At 62.8% G+C, this 20,317-nt stretch carries 20 protein-coding genes; 16 read left to right on the forward strand and 4 right to left on the reverse strand.

Annotated features, from left to right (window positions below; genetic code table 11):
- The first annotated feature begins 600 nt into the window (after positions 1-600).
- From NKG59_RS22680 to NKG59_RS22715, 8 genes are all read left to right on the forward strand, one after another.
- A complete protein-coding gene (locus tag NKG59_RS22680) occupies positions 601-2,892 on the forward strand; it encodes a LamG-like jellyroll fold domain-containing protein (RefSeq protein ID WP_253541708.1) in 2,292 nt (763 codons plus the stop codon).
- A gap of 211 nt (positions 2,893-3,103) precedes the next feature.
- Complete coding sequence (locus NKG59_RS22685; RefSeq protein WP_253541711.1) at positions 3,104-4,078, forward strand: MerR family transcriptional regulator; 975 nt, start codon at positions 3,104-3,106, stop codon at positions 4,076-4,078.
- 98 nt (positions 4,079-4,176) lie between these two features.
- The gene (gene folE, locus NKG59_RS22690) at positions 4,177-4,905 is read left to right on the forward strand and encodes a GTP cyclohydrolase I (protein ID WP_253541714.1); all 729 of its coding nucleotides are present in this window, start codon (positions 4,177-4,179) and stop codon (positions 4,903-4,905) included.
- A 28-nt stretch (positions 4,906-4,933) separates the two neighbouring features.
- Entirely contained in the window at positions 4,934-6,229 is a 1,296-nt protein-coding gene (locus NKG59_RS22695; RefSeq protein WP_253541718.1) for an NAD(P)/FAD-dependent oxidoreductase, read from the forward strand.
- Positions 6,226-6,993: a DUF1365 domain-containing protein gene (locus NKG59_RS22700; RefSeq protein ID WP_253541721.1), complete on the forward strand. Its 768-nt coding sequence runs from the start codon at positions 6,226-6,228 to the stop codon at positions 6,991-6,993. The genes NKG59_RS22695 and NKG59_RS22700 overlap by 4 nt, the downstream gene beginning before the upstream one ends.
- On the forward strand, positions 6,990-8,189 hold the full coding sequence (locus tag NKG59_RS22705) for an SAM-dependent methyltransferase (RefSeq protein ID WP_253541724.1): 1,200 nt from the start codon (positions 6,990-6,992) through the stop codon (positions 8,187-8,189). Before NKG59_RS22700 ends, NKG59_RS22705 begins: the two co-directional genes overlap by 4 nt.
- Positions 8,190-8,191: 2 nt before the next feature.
- Entirely contained in the window at positions 8,192-8,968 is a 777-nt protein-coding gene (locus tag NKG59_RS22710; RefSeq protein WP_253541727.1) for a DUF1295 domain-containing protein, read from the forward strand.
- A 31-nt stretch (positions 8,969-8,999) separates the two neighbouring features.
- Complete coding sequence (locus NKG59_RS22715) at positions 9,000-10,100, forward strand: SAM-dependent methyltransferase (protein WP_253541730.1); 1,101 nt, start codon at positions 9,000-9,002, stop codon at positions 10,098-10,100.
- Positions 10,101-10,123: 23 nt separating this feature from the next.
- Here the strand turns inward: NKG59_RS22715 and NKG59_RS22720 are convergent, their stop codons facing one another.
- On the reverse strand, positions 10,124-10,654 hold the full coding sequence (locus tag NKG59_RS22720) for a DUF2878 domain-containing protein (RefSeq protein ID WP_045203341.1): 531 nt from the start codon (positions 10,652-10,654) through the stop codon (positions 10,124-10,126).
- Between NKG59_RS22720 and NKG59_RS22725 the strand changes: the two genes are divergently transcribed.
- Positions 10,643-11,275, forward strand: a complete 633-nt coding sequence (locus NKG59_RS22725) for a lipocalin family protein (RefSeq protein ID WP_253541732.1) — start codon at positions 10,643-10,645, stop codon at positions 11,273-11,275. The two genes, NKG59_RS22720 and NKG59_RS22725, sit on opposite strands and share 12 nt — an antisense overlap.
- An 11-nt stretch (positions 11,276-11,286) precedes the next feature.
- Here NKG59_RS22725 and NKG59_RS22730 read toward each other — a convergent pair whose 3' ends face one another.
- Complete coding sequence (locus tag NKG59_RS22730) at positions 11,287-11,766, reverse strand: chalcone isomerase family protein (protein WP_420804046.1); 480 nt, start codon at positions 11,764-11,766, stop codon at positions 11,287-11,289.
- 458 nt (positions 11,767-12,224) lie between these two features.
- Here NKG59_RS22730 and NKG59_RS22735 point away from each other — a divergent pair, with 458 nt between their 5' ends.
- From NKG59_RS22735 to NKG59_RS22745, 3 genes are all read left to right on the forward strand, one after another.
- The gene (locus tag NKG59_RS22735; RefSeq protein ID WP_394373649.1) at positions 12,225-12,773 is read left to right on the forward strand and encodes a lipocalin family protein; all 549 of its coding nucleotides are present in this window, start codon (positions 12,225-12,227) and stop codon (positions 12,771-12,773) included.
- A gap of 77 nt (positions 12,774-12,850) precedes the next feature.
- Positions 12,851-14,392 (forward strand): cryptochrome/photolyase family protein, encoded by a 1,542-nt coding sequence (locus NKG59_RS22740; RefSeq protein WP_253541741.1) that lies wholly within the window; start codon positions 12,851-12,853, stop codon positions 14,390-14,392.
- Positions 14,393-14,441: 49 nt separating this feature from the next.
- Positions 14,442-15,374, forward strand: a complete 933-nt coding sequence (locus NKG59_RS22745) for a TIGR01777 family oxidoreductase (protein WP_253541744.1) — start codon at positions 14,442-14,444, stop codon at positions 15,372-15,374.
- Positions 15,375-15,449: 75 nt separating this feature from the next.
- On the opposite strand, the gene NKG59_RS22750 is transcribed toward NKG59_RS22745, so the two are convergent.
- Positions 15,450-15,566 carry a carbonic anhydrase gene (locus NKG59_RS22750; RefSeq protein ID WP_253541747.1) on the reverse strand — a complete coding sequence of 39 codons (117 nt, stop codon included), beginning with the start codon at positions 15,564-15,566 and terminating at the stop codon, positions 15,450-15,452.
- Between the two features lie 168 nt (positions 15,567-15,734).
- Between NKG59_RS22750 and NKG59_RS22755 the strand changes: the two genes are divergently transcribed.
- The 4 genes from NKG59_RS22755 to NKG59_RS22770 all read left to right on the forward strand — a co-directional run bounded on the left by NKG59_RS22755 (position 15,735) and on the right by NKG59_RS22770 (position 19,802).
- Positions 15,735-16,595, forward strand: a complete 861-nt coding sequence (locus NKG59_RS22755; RefSeq protein ID WP_045203337.1) for an alpha/beta hydrolase — start codon at positions 15,735-15,737, stop codon at positions 16,593-16,595.
- A 182-nt stretch (positions 16,596-16,777) separates the two neighbouring features.
- Positions 16,778-18,328, forward strand: a complete 1,551-nt coding sequence (locus NKG59_RS22760; RefSeq protein ID WP_253541753.1) for a cryptochrome/deoxyribodipyrimidine photo-lyase family protein — start codon at positions 16,778-16,780, stop codon at positions 18,326-18,328.
- Positions 18,329-18,336: 8 nt separating this feature from the next.
- Positions 18,337-18,501: a DUF2256 domain-containing protein gene (locus NKG59_RS22765; protein WP_253541756.1), complete on the forward strand. Its 165-nt coding sequence runs from the start codon at positions 18,337-18,339 to the stop codon at positions 18,499-18,501.
- Positions 18,498-19,802: a DASH family cryptochrome gene (locus NKG59_RS22770; protein ID WP_253541758.1), complete on the forward strand. Its 1,305-nt coding sequence runs from the start codon at positions 18,498-18,500 to the stop codon at positions 19,800-19,802. Before NKG59_RS22765 ends, NKG59_RS22770 begins: the two co-directional genes overlap by 4 nt.
- 102 nt (positions 19,803-19,904) lie before the next feature.
- On the opposite strand, the gene NKG59_RS22775 is transcribed toward NKG59_RS22770, so the two are convergent.
- The coding region (locus NKG59_RS22775) for a succinate dehydrogenase iron-sulfur subunit (RefSeq protein ID WP_168727219.1) at positions 19,905-20,317 on the reverse strand (413 nt) is incomplete at its 5' end.

Below are 20,317 nucleotides of genomic sequence, written 5' to 3' on the forward strand. Positions count from 1 at the left end.
ATATATCAGAATTTATTGATTGATATATTAGTGGTCAAGGGCGGGTTTTCCCGATCCCCACCGGCGGGGTACGCAGGGCGGCGGCAGCTATGTACCCCGCTCGGCACGGCGCCGCATTGGGCTCGATGGCCCCCTGCAGACATGCCTGGGGCGACAACGGAGCGTCCATTTCTCGCCCGCTGCGAGTGCTGCTGTGAGCCGGCGCAGCGCATGGCAGCGCGGTATTGGGCCTTCCTGCACAGTATCAAACAGGGGCTCTGTTTCTGGGTATCGAATTGCGATTCGATCCAACCGCAATTGAATGAGCGCGACTTAAAGAAATGCCCCTGTCACACATCATTCCTACCATGCGAGTGCCAATCGATGTGACCGATTCATTTCATGAATCGCAGGCAATAAAAAGAGCATCGAACGCATTCGCTATTTGAGCCTTTTTGAGAATGTTTTGTCTCGCAGGCTCAGTGCGGTTGATCTGTGTCGATGAGAATTGCGGTTTTTCAGGCATCACTTTCATTTCCCTTCGAACGTTGGACCAACCCTGCGAATTGCGACGGCAATCGCTTTGTCTTCTGGGTAGCCTAAAACGTAACGGAGAGAACCATGTCAATGAAAAGTGGGGCCGATCAACAGCAGCTGACGCTGGATGATCTGGCCGCTGTTCCTGAGCTGAAGCGCCGGCAATTGCTGCGGATGATGCTGGCTTCGACGGCGGTCGGCCTGTCGGGCGTGCTGAGCGGGTGCGGTGGCGGGGATTCGCCGGACGCCTCAACGGGTTCAACGGGAATCTCGCCAGGGGCGGGCGATCCGGGCACCGGAACGACGACACCAAAGCTGGTGTCGTCATTTACGCTGGCGGCCTTGCCGGATACGCAATTTTATCCGCGCTATGCCTCTGCAAAAATGGGCGGGTTGTATCAAAAGAATTATCCGACCATCAATCCGCAATTCGACAATCCATTCAAGGCGCAGACGCAATGGATTGCCCAAAATGCAAAGGCGCTGAAACTGGCATTTACTACGCACCTTGGCGATATTGTCGACCAGTCTTGGTATTACACCTCTGAAGGTTCGGCGCCGTGGAGCACGAGTACCGATCTGCTCAGCAACAGCCAACTCAGCAACGGCACGGTAACCAAAGAGTGGGAACTGGCCAGCCAAGCAATGCAGGTGCTGGAAAAGGCCAACTGCAGCTATTCGATTTGCGCCGGCAACCACGACGTTGGCGCCATCGGCTCGTCGATGCAATGGGGGCCGGACTGGGGCGTCGGCGTCTCGGGATTTGACAACACCGACGGATACCAGGACGGCGGCAGCCATCGGCAAGGGCTGGTGGAGCCGTATCTGAAGGTGTTCCCAACCGCGCGGGCACAACGGCAGCCAACCTTCGGCGGCCGCCATGGGTCGGGCTTTCACGAGTACCACGTCTTCCAGGCGGAAGGGAATCAGTTCCTGGTGCTGTCGATGTCGTGGCGCGCTTCGGACGATGCGATTGCATGGGCCAACTGGGTCATCGCAAAGAACCCCGGCATTCCGGTCATCCTGATTTGCCACCAGCTTGCGGGCATTGGCCCGGACGCTGTTACGGCAGCCGATACGGCGTATTCGAATTACCTGTGGGACAAGCTGATCAAGAATAACGACCAGATTTTCATGGCCGTTTCTGGTCACTACCATGGGTCGTGCAAGATGACGAAGAAGAACGCGGCCGGCAACGACGTCATCTTCATGGTCGTCGATTATCAGATGGCGTATATGGGCGGCAATGGCCTGATGCGCTTGTACGAATTCGATCTGACGAACAACAAGATCATCGCCAGTTCGTTCTCGCCGTGGGTGCCGGTCAAGCCGGAAGCGAGCCTGAATCAGTTCGATTCGGCATGGCTGACGGCAGATAACCAGCAATTCTCGATCGACATCGATTTTGCCAAGCGCTTTGCCGGTTTCAATCCCACCTTCAAGGCGGCGGCGGGCTCCGTGTCGGGCAGCCTGACGGATGTCGCCAAGGGGCTGATCCTCGCGAACTATCACAACCCGCCGCAAGATGCGGGCAAGCCGGCGTCCGGCCCGAACGACTACCCGGTGGTGCCCAACACGCTGGCGCACTGGCGCTTCTACAACGCAGCCGCTGCCGAAGGCGAGGCGCTGTCTCCGTATCAGCCGGGCTTCCAGATCAAGGACGTGTCCGTGCCGGGCGATACCACGGTGGGCGCGAACCCCATCTCGCTCAACACGTGGATGGGCGGACAACCCGGCGACCTGGTCTGGTCGAAAGACCATCACCCGCTGTCTTCTGCGCCGGGCAGCCTGCAGTTCAAGAACGCCAACCAGACGAGGGCTTCGTATTTCACGACAGACTCCACTTCGCCCTTGAATGTGCAAACGTTTGCCGGCGGCTACACGATCGAGGCGTTCCTGAAGATCGACTCGGCCTGGACTGCACAGAGCAACGCGTGGATGGGCATTCTTTATCGGCTTGGCGCACGCAGCGCAGCCACTGGCGTTTCATGGCCGGGCGATGTCGACCAGGGCGACACGATGGCGATGTTCGCGTTTTCCAACCTGATGGAGTTCCAGTGGGAGGTCATCCCGACCGACAGCACCGAAAACCTGGCGTGCTGGTCTGGCGGTGTCTCGGCGGGGCAGTGGCTGCACGTTGCCATCGTCAACGATGGAAAGGGCAGCACAACGATGTACGTGGAAGGCGCGCCCATTCTGCGCAACAACAGCGGGATGGACGGCATCCGCTACGTGGCGAGCACGCAGCAGATGGCGATCGGCTGTGCGCAGTATGGCGGCAGCATGGGCAATGGGTTCTTCGGCAGCCTTGGGGAGATGCGGATTGTCGGCGCCCCGCTGCAACCAAACCAGTGGCTGACGGCACGCGCTTCGTAACGTGAAGACGGCTCCCGCTGAAGCGGTTTGGCGGGAGCGCGGCTGGAGCCTGCCGATATGGCGGCCCCGCGATCCTGTTCCTTTACTCCGGAATAGCGATTCAATTCCGACTCATAGGTGCACAAGAAGCGCGGTTTGCGCTTCATTTCATTGACGATGTCGATGGCACAGCGTTTCATGTCAGCAAAGCAGGTCTTGCATGGAGACGCACGTGCCACACGAAGACAACGCGGCCCCGATGTACCGAAGCGGAACGGCCGCCCGCATGGCCAAGATGCCTGTATCCACGCTCCGTGTGTGGGAGCAGCGCTATGGTGTGATTTCGCCCACCAAATCAGAGTCCGGCCAGCGGTTGTACTCGGGCGAGGACGTCAAGCGCCTTGCGCTGCTGCGCTCGCTCGTCAATCAGGGGCACGCGATCGGCGCCATTGCGCATGCAGACAGCACCGAGCTCCAGCAGTTGCTGGACGCCTCGCTCGCTGCTGAAGCACCGGCGCTGGCGCCGCCCACTGCCGCAATTTCGCTTTCCGTCTGTGGCACGTTGCTGGCTGAGCGCGTCCGGCGCAGAAAAAGCACGCTGGTGTCGCTTGGGATCGAGCCCGTCATCGAATTGCCCGCGCTGGACGCCGAGGCTCAGCTTGAGTCGCCGCCGAGCACAGATGCGCTGATCGCGGAAGCCGCGTCCCTGCATCCGGAAACGGCAGAAGCCTTGTTGGCGATGGCACGGCGGTGCGGTGCCAGTGCCGTCGGTGTGATCTACAGCTTCGGTACGGTTCGCGCCACCGACATGCTGCGCGCGGCCGGCGTGCGGCTGTATCGGGAGCCCAATGCACAGGGTGAGCTTGACCAGGTTCTGCAAGAACTGGCGCAGCTCGTGCGCGTGGACGCGGTCTACGGAAAGCTCGAACCGTTGCGACGCAATGCGCGCCGGTTCACAGACCGGCAGCTGGAGATCTTTGCCAACGCCTCGCAGACGATTGCCTGCGAATGCCCGCGGCACCTTGTCGGGCTGATTCGCCAGCTCGATGCATTCGAGCGTTTCAGCGATGGCTGTGCGGTGCGGTCTTCGCTTGATGAACAACTGCACCGCTATCTCGGGGATGTCGCCAATCGCGCCCGGTTGATGCTCGAAGACGCCATGGAATTCGCAATCCGGGCGGAATCGCTGCATCCACCAGCAGGTTAGCTACGTATATAGCGTATGCGTCCCATCCGCCTCGCTCGGGAGCTTGCCTGAGGCGGCGTGGGCAGCGACAGCACCGCCGAATTTTCGGAGCAACTTCAATGAAACTGACTTTGGATCCGCCCGGGTTTGCCGGGGCGGCTGGCAGCGTGCCGCTTTCTGTCCGGATTCGTGAGCGGTTGATGAGCGCCGGCCACCGCTTTCACGCCAATGACAACATCGCGGCCTACCTGCGCGATGGCGAACTGGATCTCCTGCAGGCCGAGGTCGAGGAGCGCCTGCAAGCTGTTCTGCGCGCGCTGGTCATCGATGTCGAGCAAGACCACAACAGCCGGGAGACGGCTCGCCGCGTGGCCAAGATGTTCGTGCGCGAGGTATTTGCCGGGCGCTACGTCGAGGCCCCCGAAGTGACCGCGTTTCCGAATGCGGAGCGGCTCAACGAACTCATGGTGGTGGGGCCGTTGCGCGTGCGCAGCGCCTGCTCTCACCATCTGTGCCCGGTCATGGGGCGTGCGTGGGTTGGTGTCATGCCACACAAAGAATCCCAATTGATCGGGCTGTCCAAGTACGCCCGGCTGATCGACTGGGTCATGAGCCGCCCCCAGATCCAGGAAGAAGCCATCAAGCAGATTGCCGACTTGCTGGAAGACCGCATGGCGCCCGACGGCCTGGCGGTCGTGCTGGAGGCGGAGCACTACTGCATGCACTGGCGCGGCACGAAGGACGACGGATCGCGCATGGTGAGCAGCGTGATGCGCGGGGTGTTTCTGACAGATCCCAGCCTGCGGCGCGAGTTTCTTGCGCTGCTGCCCGGCCGCCACGGCGATTGAGCGCCAAGCCACCCTAAGAGGCATCGCCTTGAACATTCTTCAGTTTCCTGCAAAGCGCATTGCCGTGGTCGGCTCCGGCATCTCGGGGCTCGCGGCTGCGCATTTTCTTGCGAAGCGGCACGCCGTGACGCTGTTCGAGGCCGCCCCTCGGCTTGGCGGGCATACCAATACAGTCGATATTGAAGAAGGCGGGCAAGTCTTTGGCGTCGACACCGGCTTTCTGGTCTTCAACTCGCGCACGTATCCCAACCTCATCGCGCTGTTTGACGAGCTTGGCGTCGCCCATTGCGAGAGCGACATGTCGTTCAGCGTGTCGGTTGACGGCGGGGCGCTGGAATGGGCCGGCACCAGTCTGAGCACGGTCTTTGCGCAGCCGCGCAACTTGGTGTCGGCGCGGTTTCTGTCGATGCTGGGCGACATCCTGCGCTTCAACCGGCAAGCGCACGCCAACCTGGCGGTGGCACGCAATGAGCGTCACAGCCTGGGTGCGCTGCTGGCCGCCGGCCGGTATGGCGAGCCGTTCTGTGCGCATTACCTGTTGCCGATGGCAGCGGCAATTTGGTCCACGCCCAGCCGGGACATCCTGGCGTTCCCCGCGGAAACCTTCCTGCGGTTTTGTCTGAACCACGGCTTGCTGCAGGTCTTCAACAGGCCGCGTTGGCGCACCGTCAAAGGCGGGGCACGCAGCTATGTCCACGCGATTGCGCGCGGGTTGGCAGACGTGCGTGTCGGCACGCCGGTACGCGGCATCCGCCGTGCGGCGGACCACGTCGACGTGCGGACCGATTCCGGCAGCGAGCGCTATGACGCCGTCGTGCTTGCCACGCACGCGCCCCAGACGCTGCGTCTGCTCGACGATCCCACGGACGACGAGCGTGCTGTGCTGGGCGCATTCCGCTATCAACCCAACACCGCATTCCTGCACCGCGATACCCGCCTGCTGCCGCGTCGGCGGCGCGTGTGGTCCGCATGGAATTATCTCGACGCCTCGCGGGCGGGCACAACGGGCGCGGCGCCGTGCGTCAGTTATCTGCTGAACCAGCTGCAACCGCTGCCGGTGTCGACGCCGGTGGTCGTGACCTTGAATCCGTCCGACCCGCCGGCGCCCGAGCTGGAGTATCAGCGCTTCGCATACGAGCACCCGGTGTTCGATCAGCCCGCCATCGACGCACAGGCTCGGTTGCCGGCACTGCAAGGTCGCGGCCACACCTGGTTTGCGGGTGCCTGGACGGGATACGGGTTCCACGAAGACGGGTTGAAGTCTGCCCTGCGCGTGGTCGAGGATTTCGGCTGCGCCCCTGCATGGGCAAAGGTTGCGTCATGAATGGCGACGCAGAACTTCTTGTCGGCCAGGTCATGCACCGCCGCCTGCGGCCGGTGGCCAACCGCTTTGTCTACCCGGTGTTTGCCGTGCGCGTGAAGCTCTCGGCGCTGGGGCGCCTGACCGGCACATGGTTTGGCGTGGACTGCTTGCGGCCGTTGTCGTTGCGCGTGCGTGACTATGGCCCGCGAGACGGCACGGATCTGCTCGCCTGGATACGTGGCGTGCTGAGCAGCGCGGGTTTGCCTGCCGATGGCGAGGTCTGGTTGCAGACCTTTCCGCGCATCGCCGGCTGGATGTTCAATCCCGTCTCGTTCTGGTATTGCCACGACGCGGCCGGCACGCTGCGCGCCGTGCTGGCTGAGGTCAACAACACCTTCGGGCAGCACCACAGCTACCTGCTGTGCGCACAGGACGGCGGAGCCATCGGCGCACAGACCGTGCTGACGTGCCGCAAGCAGTTGCATGTCTCGCCCTTTTGCAGGGTCGAGGGTGGTTACCGGTTCCGCTTTACAGAGACGGCAGCAACCGCGCTGGCGCGCATCGATTATCACGACCAAGACGGCCTCTTGCTGCATACCGCCATCGGCGGAAGGCTGCAGCCGTTCGATGCGGCTCACCTGCGCCGTGCGCTGCTGAAGCAGCCGTTGCTTGCGCTGCAGGTTATCGGCCGCATCCACTGGCAGGCTCTGCGCTTGTGGCTCAAGGGCGTGCCGTTCTTTGGCCGTGATGCCCACGACAGAACTTCTCCGGAGAATTCCCGATGACAGCTTCGCCTTCCCTGGCCTGGGTGCCGCCTCATGTTCCTGCGGCCGGCCGGCTGTTCGTGGCGCTGGCCGGTCGGCTGCGGCACGGCTTCCTTCACCTTGTCACGCCCGATGGCGATGTGCAGATCGGCGATGCCGCGTCGCCGCTGGCGGCAGATCTGCGCATCACAGACTGGCGTGCGTGTGGGCGCATCCTGCGCAGCGGCGATGTGGGTTTTGCCGAGGCCTATCGCGACGGATGGATCGACACGGGCAACCTGCCAAACCTGCTGCGCCTGGCCATCGTCAACGCCGCCACGCTCGATCAGGCGATCTTCGGGAATGTGCTGGCGCGTTCCGTCCTTCGCTTGCGCCACCTGCTGCGCCGGAACAGCCGCCGCGGCAGTCGCCGCAACATCCACTTGCATTACGACCTCGGTAACGATTTCTATCGGCTGTGGCTGGACGAGGGCATGGCGTATTCGTCTGCATGGTTCAACGGCAACCTGCGGCAGGGGCTCGCAGACGCTCAAGCTGCCAAGTACCGGCGCGTGTGCGATCTGCTCAGGGTGGGGCCCGGCATGGATGTGCTGGAAATCGGCTGCGGATGGGGCGGCCTGATGGAAATGGCCTGCGCGCGCGGTGCCCATGTTCACGGCATCACGCTCTCGGAAGAACAGCGCCGCTACACGGCCGAGCGCCTGGCCGACGAGCCACGCGCCCGCGTTGAACTGCGTGACTACCGGGACCTGGACGGTGCTTACGACGCCATCGCCTCCATCGAGATGTTCGAGGCGGTGGGCGAATCTTATTGGTCGACCTACTTTCAGACGCTGGTGCGCTGCTTGCGCCATGGCGGGCGGGCCCTGGTGCAGAGCATCACAATCGACGAGGCGCACTTCGAGCGCTACCGCGCTGGCACCGATTTCATCCAGCAGTTCATCTTCCCGGGCGGCATGTTGCCCAGCCGGGAGCGCTTTATCAAGCTGGCGGAACAGCACGGCTTGCGTGTGGTTGACCGCCTCGACTTCGGCCGCGACTACGCAGAGACACTGCGCCGCTGGAGCCAGCGTTTCGAAGCACGGCTCGATGCCGTGCGCGCACTCGGATTCGACGAGCCCTTCATCCGCATCTGGCGGCTCTACTTCGCTTACTGCGAGGCCGGCTTTGACGAGGGCCGGATCGGCGTGTCGCAGTTTCTGCTGGAGCGGGGGTGACCATGTCGGCGGTCGGCGTCGCACTCGTTGCGCTGGTGTTCCTGGTGGCGGTGTTCAGCGCCGTATGGGCGTGGCAGTTGCGCAGTGGGAATGCCGGCATGGTCGATCCGGTCTGGGCGTTCTCGCTGGGCATGGTGGCATTGCTTTACGCGTGGTTAGGTGCGGGGTCGTTGCTCGCGCGTGTGTTGGTCGGGGTAGGAGGCGCAGTGTGGGGCGCGCGCCTTGGCTGGCACTTGTGGCGCCGCAATGCGGGCAAGCCGGAAGATGCCCGCTACCGGAAATTGCGCGAGGAATGGGGCGCAGCCGCACCGCGAAACATGTTTGGCTTCTTCCAGTTGCAGGCGGCGGTGTCGATGTTTCTGTCGATCGCGTTTGCCGTGCCGAGCTATAGGCCGGATTCACCGAGTGCCCTTGCCATGGCGGCCGCCGTGGCCCTGTGGCTGATTGCGGTGACGGGCGAGGCCCTGGCCGACAGGCAACTGCGCAGTTTTGCGGCGGACCCGGTCAACCGGGGCAAGACCTGCCGGGTGGGGCTGTGGCGCTATTCGCGGCACCCGAACTATTTCTTTGAATGCGTGCACTGGCTGGCCTACGTACCGTTGGCGATCGGCACGCCGTGGGCATGGCTCACGCTGTTGCCTCCGGTGGCCATGGCGTGGCTGCTCGTGAAGGTCTCGGGTGTTCCCATGCTCGAAGCCCATATGCGTGCCACGCGCGACGACTATGCCGAATACGCCCGCACAACGAGCGTGTTGATTCCATGGCCGCCGCGCCACTGATGTTCAGACATACAGACCCAAGGAGCCTTACATGACTGCGCTGTCCACGCCGACCCTACCGCCGCAGGCCGCGGCCTACGCCAGTGATGGCTGGCTCATCCAATGTTGCGAGCGCGGATGGCTGCCGGATGCGCTGGTGCGTGCCGGCATGCGTGCCCTCATGCGCCAGCGTTTGCAAGACGAAGGCCTTCATGACGGCGAACTGCGTTCACGACGCTTCAATGCGTTGCTGGATGAATTGCACGCCAGCCCCATTGCGATTGAGACTGACGCAGCCAATACGCAGCACTATGAATTGCCGCCCGCATTCTTCGAGGCCCATCTGGGGCCGCAGTTGAAGTATTCCTGCGCGCTATACCCGAGCGGCAATGAAACGCTGGCCGAGGCAGAAGAGGCCATGTTTGCCTGCTATGCCGAACGCGCCGGCCTGGCCGACGGCCAGTGCATTCTGGACCTGGGCTGCGGCTGGGGATCGCTGTCGCTATGGATGGCCAAGCGGTATCCCAACGCACGCATTGTGGCGTTGTCCAATTCGCGCGGTCAGCGCAGCTGGATCGAGGCCCGGGCAGCCGAGCGCGGGCTGACGAACCTCAGCGTGCACACCGCAAACATCGTCGATTTCGAATTTGCAGACATGCCCGAGGGCGGCCGCTTTGACCGTGTGTTGTCGATCGAAATGTTCGAACACATGAAGAACTACGGCCTGTTGCTGGGCAAGATTGCGCGCTGGATGCGACCGGATGCGGTGCTGTTCGTGCACATCTTTGCGCATCGCACGCTGGCGTATCACTTTCAGGTGCAGGACGGCACCGACTGGATGTCGAAGTACTTCTTCACCGGCGGCACCATGCCATCCGAAGCGCTGCTGCTGCATTTCCAGGAAGACCTGCGCGTGGCGCGGCAGTGGTGGGTCAGCGGCGCGCACTACGCGCGCACGGCGGACCATTGGCTGGCCAATCTTGACGCGGCCCGTGGAGAGTTGATGCCGGTGTTCGCGCAGACCTATGGCGAGCGCCAGGCCGCCGTGTGGTTTCAGCGGTGGCGCATGTTCTATCTGGCGGTGTCGACGTTGTTCGGCTATGCCGGCGGCAACGAGTGGGGCGTGGCGCATTACCGGTTCGTCAAGCGCTAGCGGAAGGCCGGCCGCCGTGGCAGTCAGGGCAGGGTGCCGGTTCCGTCGCTGCGCTGGCCCATCCATACCAGGAGCGGCATCCATAACGCCCACCCGATGGCCAACACCCCCAGCGTGGCGGGTACATCGGGAATGTGCGCCGCTCCCAGCGCTGCTCCCGCACGAAACGACAGCGGGCCCGCAATGGCACCCAGCGCCATGGCCAGCCACCACCTGCCGCGCAGCCAACGAAAGAGGACATTCACTTGGATCGCGAACAGCACCCAAAGCGCAAGCAGCCAGGGCGGTACGAACCCGGCCCACACGGTCCCGTGCGGATAGACGATGAGCCCGGTGCGTATCAGCAGGGTTTCCCACGGCGCCGCGAGCACCACCACCCACATCACGAGCCGCAATTCCTGGTATGGCCGGTGGGCTTGCCGCAGATGAAGCGCCAGCAGTGCGGCGACAAAAACGATGCCGACCCAAGCGGCATCGCGCGCGGCACTCAGCACGCAGACAAACCAGCCGGCTTGTCCGGCTACCGTATAGAGGAGAGCACGATGAGAACGCATCAAAAAGGCCACCGTTGGCTCACCCTGTCAGGTTGGGCACGTCGTTTGGCGGTGTTCACGCTGGCCGTCGCCAGCGCTGCCTGCTCCAGCCCGCCCCCGAATCCCAACCCGAGGGCTGCGGTGCCGCTGAAGACGGTACCGGTTGATCTGCCGCGCTACATGGGGCGCTGGTATGTCATCGCCAACATTCCGTACTTTGGTGAGCGCGGCAATGTCGGCAGCTATGCCGAATGGTCCCTGCGGCCCGATGGCCGTATTGACGATGCCTATGTCTACCGGCCGGGCAGTTTCGATGCCCCCCTCAAACGCATGCAGTTCGTTGATTCGGTGGTGGAAGGCAGCGGTGGTGGCGAGTGGCGCGTGCGTTTGTTCTGGCCGATCTACGTGTCGCAACTGACGCTGTATGTCGATCCGGAATACCGGGTGACGCTGCTCGGCTATCCAGACAAGAGCCTCGGCTGGGTGTTCTCGCGCGACCCCAACATGAGCGATGCCGACTATCGCGCTGCACTGAGCCGATTCGACGCGATGGGTTATGACATTTCGCGTTTCCGGCGTGTGCCGCAAGTGCCGAGCCAGATTGGGAAACCGGGCTTCCAATCGCCGGGAGATGCCAACTAGCCTTGCGCGCATCAACGTGACTTGCCCAGGAGATGACGGCGCAGGGATGGAGCGCGCGTGCCGGGTGCCAGCCAGATATCGAAGAAGGCACGCGCGAAGGCTGGATCGTCCACCTCGGTCGTCAATTGTCCATTGGCGTAGAAGCGTGCACCGCGCCCGGGAAAATACACGCCGCACAAGGTGTCGCCCGGCCTGACGTTGGGGAAAGCGGGGGTCATTGCGCGTTGCCATTGCGCGAGGGTGTCGTCTGACGGAACGGGCGCCTGGAGTCTGCGGATTTCATCGATGGCGGTCTCGATGAGCCGGCTCCGCTCGATCGCACGCCGATACGTCACCTCCAATGCGAAGGGCGCGTCATAGCTGGGTGGGAGTTCAGCGCTCCATAGCTGCGCATCGTAGAGGCAGAAGCCGAAAAGGCACAGCTCGCCCTTGCCGGAGAGTTGCGGGGCGGGCACTGTGTCGCGGCAGTCGGCCCACGCTCCAACGCTCATAAGCGTGCAAAGAGTCAGGATCAGGGCTCGGACGGCGTGAATGCGTTGGGCAGGCATATCGCGAGGGCATGCTTACAAGTGGGTCAAGCGGTGAACTGTCCGCTTCCAAAGTCTACTGACGCAGCGTATGACACGGAAACGCTGGCACAAAGTTTTCTTGATGCAAAACCTGCTCACGATTGACATTGCTGAGCAACACCGGGATTGCGGCAGCGTGAGCCGGTATGCCAACTCAAAGCATGTTCATTGGCGGAAATGAGCCGCGTGTTCTGCTGCATTTCGTTGACGGGCTGCGCAGCGCAGCGTTTCATAGTGCAAGTAGCGGCATTCACTCTAAGGGGACTTGAATGGCAGATGCGTTGACAGCTGCATTTCGATTCGCGAAGCGCGCAGGGCTGCGTGGCCAGGGCGTGTTCAAGCAGATCAGCGTTGTTGTGCGGGCAACAGCATTGTCCGCAATGCGTGCGCGCGTGTATTGGCTCGCACCGCTGCTCGCGGGGGCATTCCTGGCGGGCTGTGCGCCCACGAGCCCACCCGCGGGCATCACGGCCGTCACGCCGTTCGATCTTCAACGCTATCAGGGGCGCTGGTACGAGCAGGCTAGGCTCGATCATTCTTTCGAGCGAGGCTTGACCGATGTCTCGGCCACGTACCAGCCTCAACCCGATGGCAGCGTTCGCGTGGTCAACCGTGGCTTTGATCCTGCCAAGGGCGAATGGCGCGAGGCGGTTGGCAAGGCGCTCTTCGTGGGCGATCACGACACCGGTTCGCTGAAGGTGTCCTTCTTCGGTCCGTTCTACGGCGGTTACCACGTGGCGGCGCTGGATCCAGGCTATCGCTGGGCCCTGGTTGTCGGGCCGGACCGCAGCTACTGCTGGGTGCTGACACGAGACAAGCATCTCGACCCCGCACAGCGGGACGCGATCTTTGCGCGTGCACGTGCGCTTGGCATTGATACGTCCGCGCTGATTTCCGTGTCACACGAGCGGCAGGATCCGTCTCAGTAGCGGCGAGGGCGCATGCACCACCCCAAGAGCGAGCACGAAGCACAAGACCGTGGCGCCATGTTCCTGAGAGCAATGACATGAACCAGCGTGCCAAGACGCTGCGGCTGGTGCTGGGCGATCAGCTCAACTCGCAGCATTCCTGGTTTGCGCATGTGGACCATGACGTGGTTTACGTGCTGATGGAGGTGCGGCAAGAAACCGACTACGTTCTGCACCACGCGCAAAAGATCCTCGCCATCTTTGCGGCGATGCGCGACTTTGCTCGCTGTCTGCGAGAGGGCGGCCACCGCGTGCGCTATGTGGCGATCGACGATGAAAGCAACCGCCAGTCCCTGACCGAGAATCTCGCCGCACTCGCCACACACTACGGCGCCGAGCGGTTGGAGTGGCAATCCCCCGACGAGTGGCGCGTGGATGCACAGTTGCGCGAATGGGCCGAAGCGCAATCGCTATCCACGTGCGAAGTCGACACCGAACACTTCTTCACGGGCAGGCACGATCTGGCCACCATGTTTGCAGGCCGCAAGCAGTGGCTCATGGAGCGGTTCTATCGCGAGATGCGCCGCCGCTTCAACGTGCTGCTCGACGACACGGGTGGGCCGGAAAGCGGGCAATGGAATTTTGATCATGACAACCGCAAGCCGTGGCGCGGCACGCCCCCCGAACCTGCCGACGCGCGCCCCGTGCATGACCACCAAGCGTTGTGGCTCACGGTGGAGCGCAGCGGTGTGAAATCGTTCGGCGAAGCGCAGGCCGGCGAGTTCCGGTGGCCCTTGAATCGCACGGAAGCGCTGGCTTGCCTTGACGCATTTATCGAGCAGACGCTGCCGCACTTTGGCGATTTTGAAGATGCCATGAGCAGCAGCCACCAGCGGCTATTCCACTCGCTGCTGTCTTTCTCCCTCAATGTGAAGATGCTGAATCCGCGTGAGGTGATCGACCGGGCAGAGGCAGCGTATCGGCATGGCAGGGCGCCGTTGCCAGCAGTGGAGGGGTTCATCCGCCAGATTCTGGGCTGGAGGGAATATGTGCGCGGCATCTATTGGGCACAGATGCCCGGATACGCGTCGTGCAACGTGTTGAATCATGATGCGCCGCTGCCGTCATGGTTCTGGAGCGGAAAGACCCAGATGCGCTGCCTGCAACTGGCGATTGGCCAGTCGTTGCAGACCGCCCACGCCCATCACATTCAACGCCTCATGGTGATCGGCAATTTCGCTTTGCTGGCAGGGCTCTCACCCGACGAGGTCCACCGCTGGTATCTCGGTGTGTACATCGACGCCTTCGAATGGGTGGAGCTGCCGAATACGGTGGGAATGAGCCAGTGGGCAGACGGCGGACGCATTGCCACCAAGCCGTATGTCAGCAGTGCCGCTTACCTTTCGCGCATGAGCGACTACTGCAAGGGCTGCCACTACGACAGCAAGCAGCGTGTCGGAGAGCGCGCATGCCCATACAACGCGTTGTACTGGGATTTTTTCACGCGCCATATTGACGTGTTCGGCCGCAATCCGCGCCTGGCCATGGTGTATCGGCAACTCGCCAAGATGGACGCTGAGGAGCGCGATGCTCTGCGCATGCGTGCAGCCCAAGTGCGAGCGAGCCTCGAAACGTTATGACGGATGCGACGGCCCGCGCGGCTCAACTGCAATCAGGAGACCAACCATCGTGCGCATCTTGTTGACTGGCGGCACCGGATTGATCGGGCGTGCGCTTTGCCGCCAGTGGCGTGCGCAGGGCCACGATCTCGTTGTCTGGAGCCGCTCGCCTGAACGGGTAGCTCGGTTGTGTGGGGGGGCACACGGTGTCGCAACGCTGCGTGAGTTGGATGGCGCCGCCCCGTTTGATGCGGTCATCAATCTGGCCGGCGCACCGATTGCCGATCGCCCATGGACGGTTCAGCGGCGGAAGGTTCTATGGCGCAGTCGGGTCGACCTGACACGGGAGCTCGTGGATTGGCTGAGCCGTTGCGAGCAACGGCCTCGCGTGCTTATTTCCGGATCCGCCACGGGTTGGTATGGGGATCGAGGGCAGGAGCCCCTGGATGAAGGCAGTCGCCCAGGCGAGCACGACTTTGGCAGTCAACTCTGCGTCGCATGGGAAGACGAAGCCCGCCGTGCAGAAAGGTTAGGCATGCGCGTCGTATTACTGCGCACCGCGCCCGTGCTTGCAAGTGATGGCGGCATGTTGCCCAGGCTGCGTCTGCCGTTCAGCATGGGACTTGGCGGACGGCTCGGCAGTGGCCAGCAGTGGATGCCGTGGATCCATCTTGACGACGTGGTGGGCCTGATCGATTTTCTCTTGCACCGCACCGATTGCCAGGGCGCCTTCAATGCATGTGCGCCGCATCTTGTCAGCAACGCGGACTTTTCCCGCACGCTGGCGGCTACGTTGCGCCGTCCAATGTTCTTGCCTGTTCCCGCGTGGACATTGCGGATGGCGCTGGGTGAAATGTCAGTGTTGCTGCTGGGCAGCCAACACCTGCAGCCCAGGCGGGCCATGGAGGCCGGCTATCCGTTTCGCTTTCCGCATCTGGAAGCAGCATTGCGTTGCCTGTTGGGGCGCGAGAGACATCCCGCTACCCGGCGCCCCGCAGAATGACTTCCAGCGGCGGGCATTGCGCCCGCAGCGCATAGCCGGGTAGCGGCCGGTGCCCGAAGGCTCCCGGCCATCTCGTCAGACCTGCCGCAGGTTGCGCGACGTGACCGCCACCGTGGTGCGGGATTCAGCCAGCGCCACTGATGGGTGCGTGCGCAGGTTGGCCTGCTGTGCGATCACGTTTTCGCGAACCATCCTGGGCACTGCATCCAACGCGCACGGGTGTGCGTATATTTTCGAGCGCTCTGTCTTGACCTCAACCTGTATGTGCCTGCACTTGATTCATATCTCATCGAGCATGGGCGGCGTTAACCGCTACCCGTGCGTTTGCCCGACATTTTTTTGGCTGCAAGGAGGAAGTCGATGCGTGGCGTGACTCGCCGAGCATGGATGGCAGCTGCGTTGGCGAGCCTCACAGGGTGTTCTGCCCTGGATGTGCTCAACGCCGTGACCCAGTCCGACGCAAGCGTGCCGACGCTGGGTCTGGCCTACGGTCCACACCCGCGCCAGAGATTGGATATTTATCGACCCGTCCGGCCGATGGAAGGGCCGCCCCGTGCGGTTGTGTTCTTCTACGGCGGGTCGTGGCGCGAGGGTGAGCGCAAGGACTACGCATTCGTGGGCGAAGCATTGGCCGCAACTGGAGCGATTGCGATGGTTGCCGACTACCGGCTGTATCCGGAAGTGCGCTACCCCGACTTCCTGCTGGACTGCGCAGCCGCCACGGCTTTCGCACGGCGTTGGCTGGATCGGCAGGGCCATGCAGGCTCGCGCTTGTTTGTCGCGGGGCATAGCGCTGGCGCCTACAACGCTGCGATGTTGGCGACCGATAGCCGCTGGCTCGAAGCGCAGGGTTTGCGCATCGAAACGCTGTCGGGCTGGATCGGTATGGCCGGCCCCTACAACTTCCTGCCGATTCAAGCGGCCGACGTGTTGCCCGTGTTCAACCATCCGAACGAAACAGCGGATAGCCAGCCGGTGTTCCACGTAAGCCAGGGGTGGCTGCCTCCAGCTTTGCTGCTCACGGGGGAGCACGATGCGTACGTTGATGTCCGGCGAAATACGCTCTCGCTTGCCGAACGCCTGATGCAATATCGGCACCCGGTGGAACTGAAGGTCTACCCGCAGCTGGACCATAAAACACTCGTGGCCGCGCTGGCTTCGCCGCTGCAGTTTCTGGGGCCTGTGCTGTCAGATATGGCGCGCTTCGTAGCCACTGCCTGAGCGCGCTGTGCAGCAGCGCATGACTAGGCCGCGAATGCATCTTCAACGGCGTGTCACGCTGGTTGAATCGGGAATGCGTTGAAAATTCGCGCCCGGCCGGCCAGGTCACTTGTTGATTGCGGGCCCGTGCTTCTTATACTCGGGCGACGCGATCAAGTTGTGCTGTAAGCCACCGAAGTCCAATGAGCTACACCGTCGTCTGGTTCAAGCGTGACTTGCGGGTGCACGACCATGCCCCGCTTGTCCATGCCGCCCGCCAGGGAAAGGTCCTGTGTCTGTACGTTATCGAGCCAAGCCTCTGGGCCCAGCCGGACGCCGCACCGCAGCACTATCTCTTTATCCAGGAATGTTTGCGGGATCTCGCGCAGCAATTGCGTGCGTGCGGGGCACGATTGCAGGTCGCCGTAGGTGAAGTGACAGAGGTATTCGGGCGACTGCATGCGGCGGCGCCTTTCAGCCATCTCGTGTCTCACGAAGAGACGGGCAATGGCCATACATTCGCGCGCGACAAGGCCGTCGCCCGTTGGTGTGTCGATCGGGGCGTCACTTGGCGCGAGTGGCCCCAGCATGGGGTGGTGCGGCGCTTGCCCACCCGGGACGTCTGGCACGCCCGCTGGGCCGAGCTCATGTACGCGCCGCGTGTGGCTGCGCCCGAAGCGGGCAGCCTGAGTGATGTCACTCTGCCATGGCAGACGATGGATTGGCCTGGGTGCGAGGGACTGGGCCTGGATGCATATTCGCCACCTCGCCGCCAGCGCGGCGGACGAACGCGCGGCGCTGATGTGCTGTGGGATTTCCTGTCTGAGCGAAGCCGCCACTATCGAGGCGGCATCTCTTCGCCTTTGACGGCGCCAAGTGCCTGCTCGCGTCTTTCTCCTTACTTGGCATACGGATGCTTGAGCATGCGCGAAGTGGTGCAAGCCACAGAGCAACGCCTGCTCCAGCTCAAGAGCAACACAGACGACGATGCGGTGTGGCAGCGTAAAGGGCTGTCCGCGTTTGTCAGTCGTCTGCATTGGCATTGCCACTTCATCCAGAAACTGGAATCTGAACCCGCCATCGAGTTCCGCAATCTGCATCGTAGCTACGACGGCCTGCGCGAGGCGGCATGGAACCCGACCCACTTTGCCGCCCTGGTGGCGGGGCGTACCGGCTGGCCGATGGTGGATGCCTGTGTGGCCATGCTCAGAGAAACCGGTTGGATCAACTTTCGCATGCGCGCCATGCTCGTCTCGGTTGCTTCCTACCCGTTATGGCTGCACTGGCGGCCGGTGGGTCTTTGGCTGGCCCGGCAGTTCATCGACTACGAGCCGGGAATCCACTGGAGCCAGATGCAGATGCAAGCCGGCACCACCGGCATCAACACCACGCGTGTCTACAACCCCATCAAACAGGCGCAGGACCAGGACCCCCATGGCCGGTTTGTCCGGCGCTGGCTGCCGGCCCTGCGCCGCGTGCCCGACGCGTGGCTCTTGCAGCCCTGGCGCATGCCGCCCGATGTGCAGGCCCGCTGCGGTGTGCGGGTTGGCGAAGACATCCCTGTTCCGCTGGTCGATCTTGAGGCGGCAACGCGGCAGGCAAAGACGCGCGTGCATGCGTTGCGCGCCCGGCCGGAGGTTCGCGCGGCCAATGACGCCATCGTGAAGAGGCACGCCTCCCGCTTGCGCCGTGATCGTGTTGACACCCCCCGTGGGAATGGGGCTACGTATTCGCAGCTCAGTCTCGACTTTTGAATCCGTCGATGCACAAGAAGCTAAATCTGCCGAGCAAGCACTGCGTGCACTGCGGCTTGCCATTCACCTGGCGCAAGAAGTGGGCAAGGGACTGGGATGCGGTCAAGTACTGCTCCGAGCGTTGCCGCAAAGAAGCCAAGCAAAGCAAGGCACGCGATGGAGAAGCGCGTTGAGCACCGTCCTGTTCTGGTTCCGTAACGATCTACGGCTGCATGATCAGCCGGCACTGCGCGCAGCGTGCGAGAGCGGGGCCAGGCACCTCGTACCGGTGTACTGCCATGCGGATTACGACGAGCCGACGCTCTGGGGTTTCGCACGCGTGGGCGTGCACCGTCGGGCCGTGCTTGCGGCAGCTGTCCGGGATCTGAAGCGCCAGTTGGCCGATCTCGGCAACCCGCTGGTCGAGTGCTGTGGCCCGCCAGGAAAGGTCCTGCCCGCATTGGCGCACGCTATGGGCGCCACGGCTGTGTTTTGCGAAGACATCGCCGCACCATACGAGCAGACGGAAGTGGCCGAACTGCGAAGTGCGGGACTGCATGTGCAGACCGTCTGGCAGAGCAGTCTGATGGATCCGTTTGGCCTGCCTTGGCCCGTTCAATCGCTGCCGCGTGTGTTCACAACGTTCAGGCAAGCCATCGAACAAGCGTCGATCCAACCTTCGCAGCCTCTGCTTCCGCCGGCTTACCTTCCGCCGCCGCCTGGACTCGTCTTCCCGCCTGGCCTGGTGCGTGCGCCCGCTCCCGATGCAGCCAAAGTATCGGCGGCGGATTCGCGCTCGTCGTTTCCGTATGGCAGGCCGGAGTTTGATGGAGGTGAGACGGCGGGTCTTCAGCATCTGGCCAATTACCTGCAGCGCAAGCTGCCTCATACGTACAAGCGCACGCGCAACGCATTGGCTGGGCTGGACTTCTCAAGCAAATGGTCTCCTTGGCTGGCCAGCGGCGCGTTGTCGCCCCGACGCGTGGTGGCGGAGCTGCAGCGGTTCGAGCAGTTGCACGGCAAGAGTGACGGCAGCTATTGGCTGTGGTTCGAGTTGCTGTGGAGAGACTACTTCCGCTTTCTGCATCTTCAGCATGGCGCGCGACTCTACCGCGCACGTGGTCTCGCCGATGAACCGCAGCACGCCGATCGCCCTGATGCCCAGGGCTTCGAGCGCTGGCGTCATGCGTCTACGGGGGAACCGCTGGTCGATGCCGCGATGCGCGAACTACAGGCCACCGGGTACCTTAGCAACAGGCTCAGGCAGGTGGTCGCCAGCTACCTCGTGCATGACCTGAAAGGCGACTGGCGCGCAGGGGCTGCGTGGTTCGAATCGCAACTCGTTGACTACGACGTCTACAGCAATCAGGGCAACTGGTTGTATATCGCGGGGCGTGGCACAGACCCACGTGGCGGCAGGCGATTCAACACCCGGAAGCAAGCCCCCGAGTACGACCCCGATGGGTCTTATCTCCGCCTATGGGCGGCGCGATAGTTCTCCGCTAGCTGCCCCGGGAAAGGCGGCTGAACGGCGTGCCGGAAAAAGGCCGAAAAGAATTTGAGCGCCGTGGCTCTTAAAGTCTGAGCCACTGCGCGCTTACACCGCGCGCCGCACCATCAATTCCTTGATCTTGCCGATGGCCTTGGTCGGGTTCAGGCCCTTCGGGCACACATCGACGCAGTTCATGATGGTGTGGCAGCGGAACAGGCGATACGGATCTTCCAGATTGTCCAGACGTTCGCTGGTGGCCTGGTCGCGGCTGTCGGCGATGAAACGATACGCCTGCAGCAGACCGGCCGGGCCGACGAACTTGTCCGGGTTCCACCAGAACGACGGGCACGACGTCGAGCAGCTCGCGCACAGAATGCACTCGTACAGGCCATCGAGCTCTTCACGCTCTTCCGGCGACTGCAGACGCTCCTTCTCGGGCGGCGGCTCGTCGTTGATCAGGTACGGCTTGATCGAGTGGTACTGGTTGAAGAACTGCGTCATGTCCACGATCAGGTCGC

The sequence above is a fragment of the Ralstonia chuxiongensis genome (genome assembly GCF_024158925.1).
GTDB lineage: Bacteria > Pseudomonadota > Gammaproteobacteria > Burkholderiales > Burkholderiaceae > Ralstonia > Ralstonia chuxiongensis.

Excerpts from the sequence above, each read along its gene's own strand:
- NKG59_RS22760 (WP_253541753.1), top strand. The coding sequence starts at position 16,778 with ATGAGCTACACCGTCGTCTGGTTCAAGCGTGACTTGCGGGTGCACGAC.
- NKG59_RS22740 (WP_253541741.1), top strand. The coding sequence starts at position 12,851 with ATGAACCAGCGTGCCAAGACGCTGCGGCTGGTGCTGGGCGATCAGCTC.
- NKG59_RS22750 (WP_253541747.1), bottom strand. The coding sequence starts at position 15,566 with ATGGTTCGCGAAAACGTGATCGCACAGCAGGCCAACCTGCGCACGCAC.
- NKG59_RS22710 (WP_253541727.1), top strand. The coding sequence starts at position 8,192 with ATGTCGGCGGTCGGCGTCGCACTCGTTGCGCTGGTGTTCCTGGTGGCG.
- folE (WP_253541714.1), top strand. The coding sequence starts at position 4,177 with ATGAAACTGACTTTGGATCCGCCCGGGTTTGCCGGGGCGGCTGGCAGC.
- NKG59_RS22715 (WP_253541730.1), top strand. The coding sequence starts at position 9,000 with ATGACTGCGCTGTCCACGCCGACCCTACCGCCGCAGGCCGCGGCCTAC.
- NKG59_RS22765 (WP_253541756.1), top strand. The coding sequence starts at position 18,337 with ATGCACAAGAAGCTAAATCTGCCGAGCAAGCACTGCGTGCACTGCGGC.
- NKG59_RS22725 (WP_253541732.1), top strand. The coding sequence starts at position 10,643 with ATGAGAACGCATCAAAAAGGCCACCGTTGGCTCACCCTGTCAGGTTGG.
- NKG59_RS22755 (WP_045203337.1), top strand. The coding sequence starts at position 15,735 with ATGCGTGGCGTGACTCGCCGAGCATGGATGGCAGCTGCGTTGGCGAGC.
- NKG59_RS22680 (WP_253541708.1), top strand. The coding sequence starts at position 601 with ATGTCAATGAAAAGTGGGGCCGATCAACAGCAGCTGACGCTGGATGAT.
- NKG59_RS22700 (WP_253541721.1), top strand. The coding sequence starts at position 6,226 with ATGAATGGCGACGCAGAACTTCTTGTCGGCCAGGTCATGCACCGCCGC.
- NKG59_RS22720 (WP_045203341.1), bottom strand. The coding sequence starts at position 10,654 with ATGCGTTCTCATCGTGCTCTCCTCTATACGGTAGCCGGACAAGCCGGC.
- NKG59_RS22730 (WP_420804046.1), bottom strand. The coding sequence starts at position 11,766 with ATGAGCGTTGGAGCGTGGGCCGACTGCCGCGACACAGTGCCCGCCCCG.
- NKG59_RS22705 (WP_253541724.1), top strand. The coding sequence starts at position 6,990 with ATGACAGCTTCGCCTTCCCTGGCCTGGGTGCCGCCTCATGTTCCTGCG.
- NKG59_RS22735 (WP_394373649.1), top strand. The coding sequence starts at position 12,225 with ATGCGTGCGCGCGTGTATTGGCTCGCACCGCTGCTCGCGGGGGCATTC.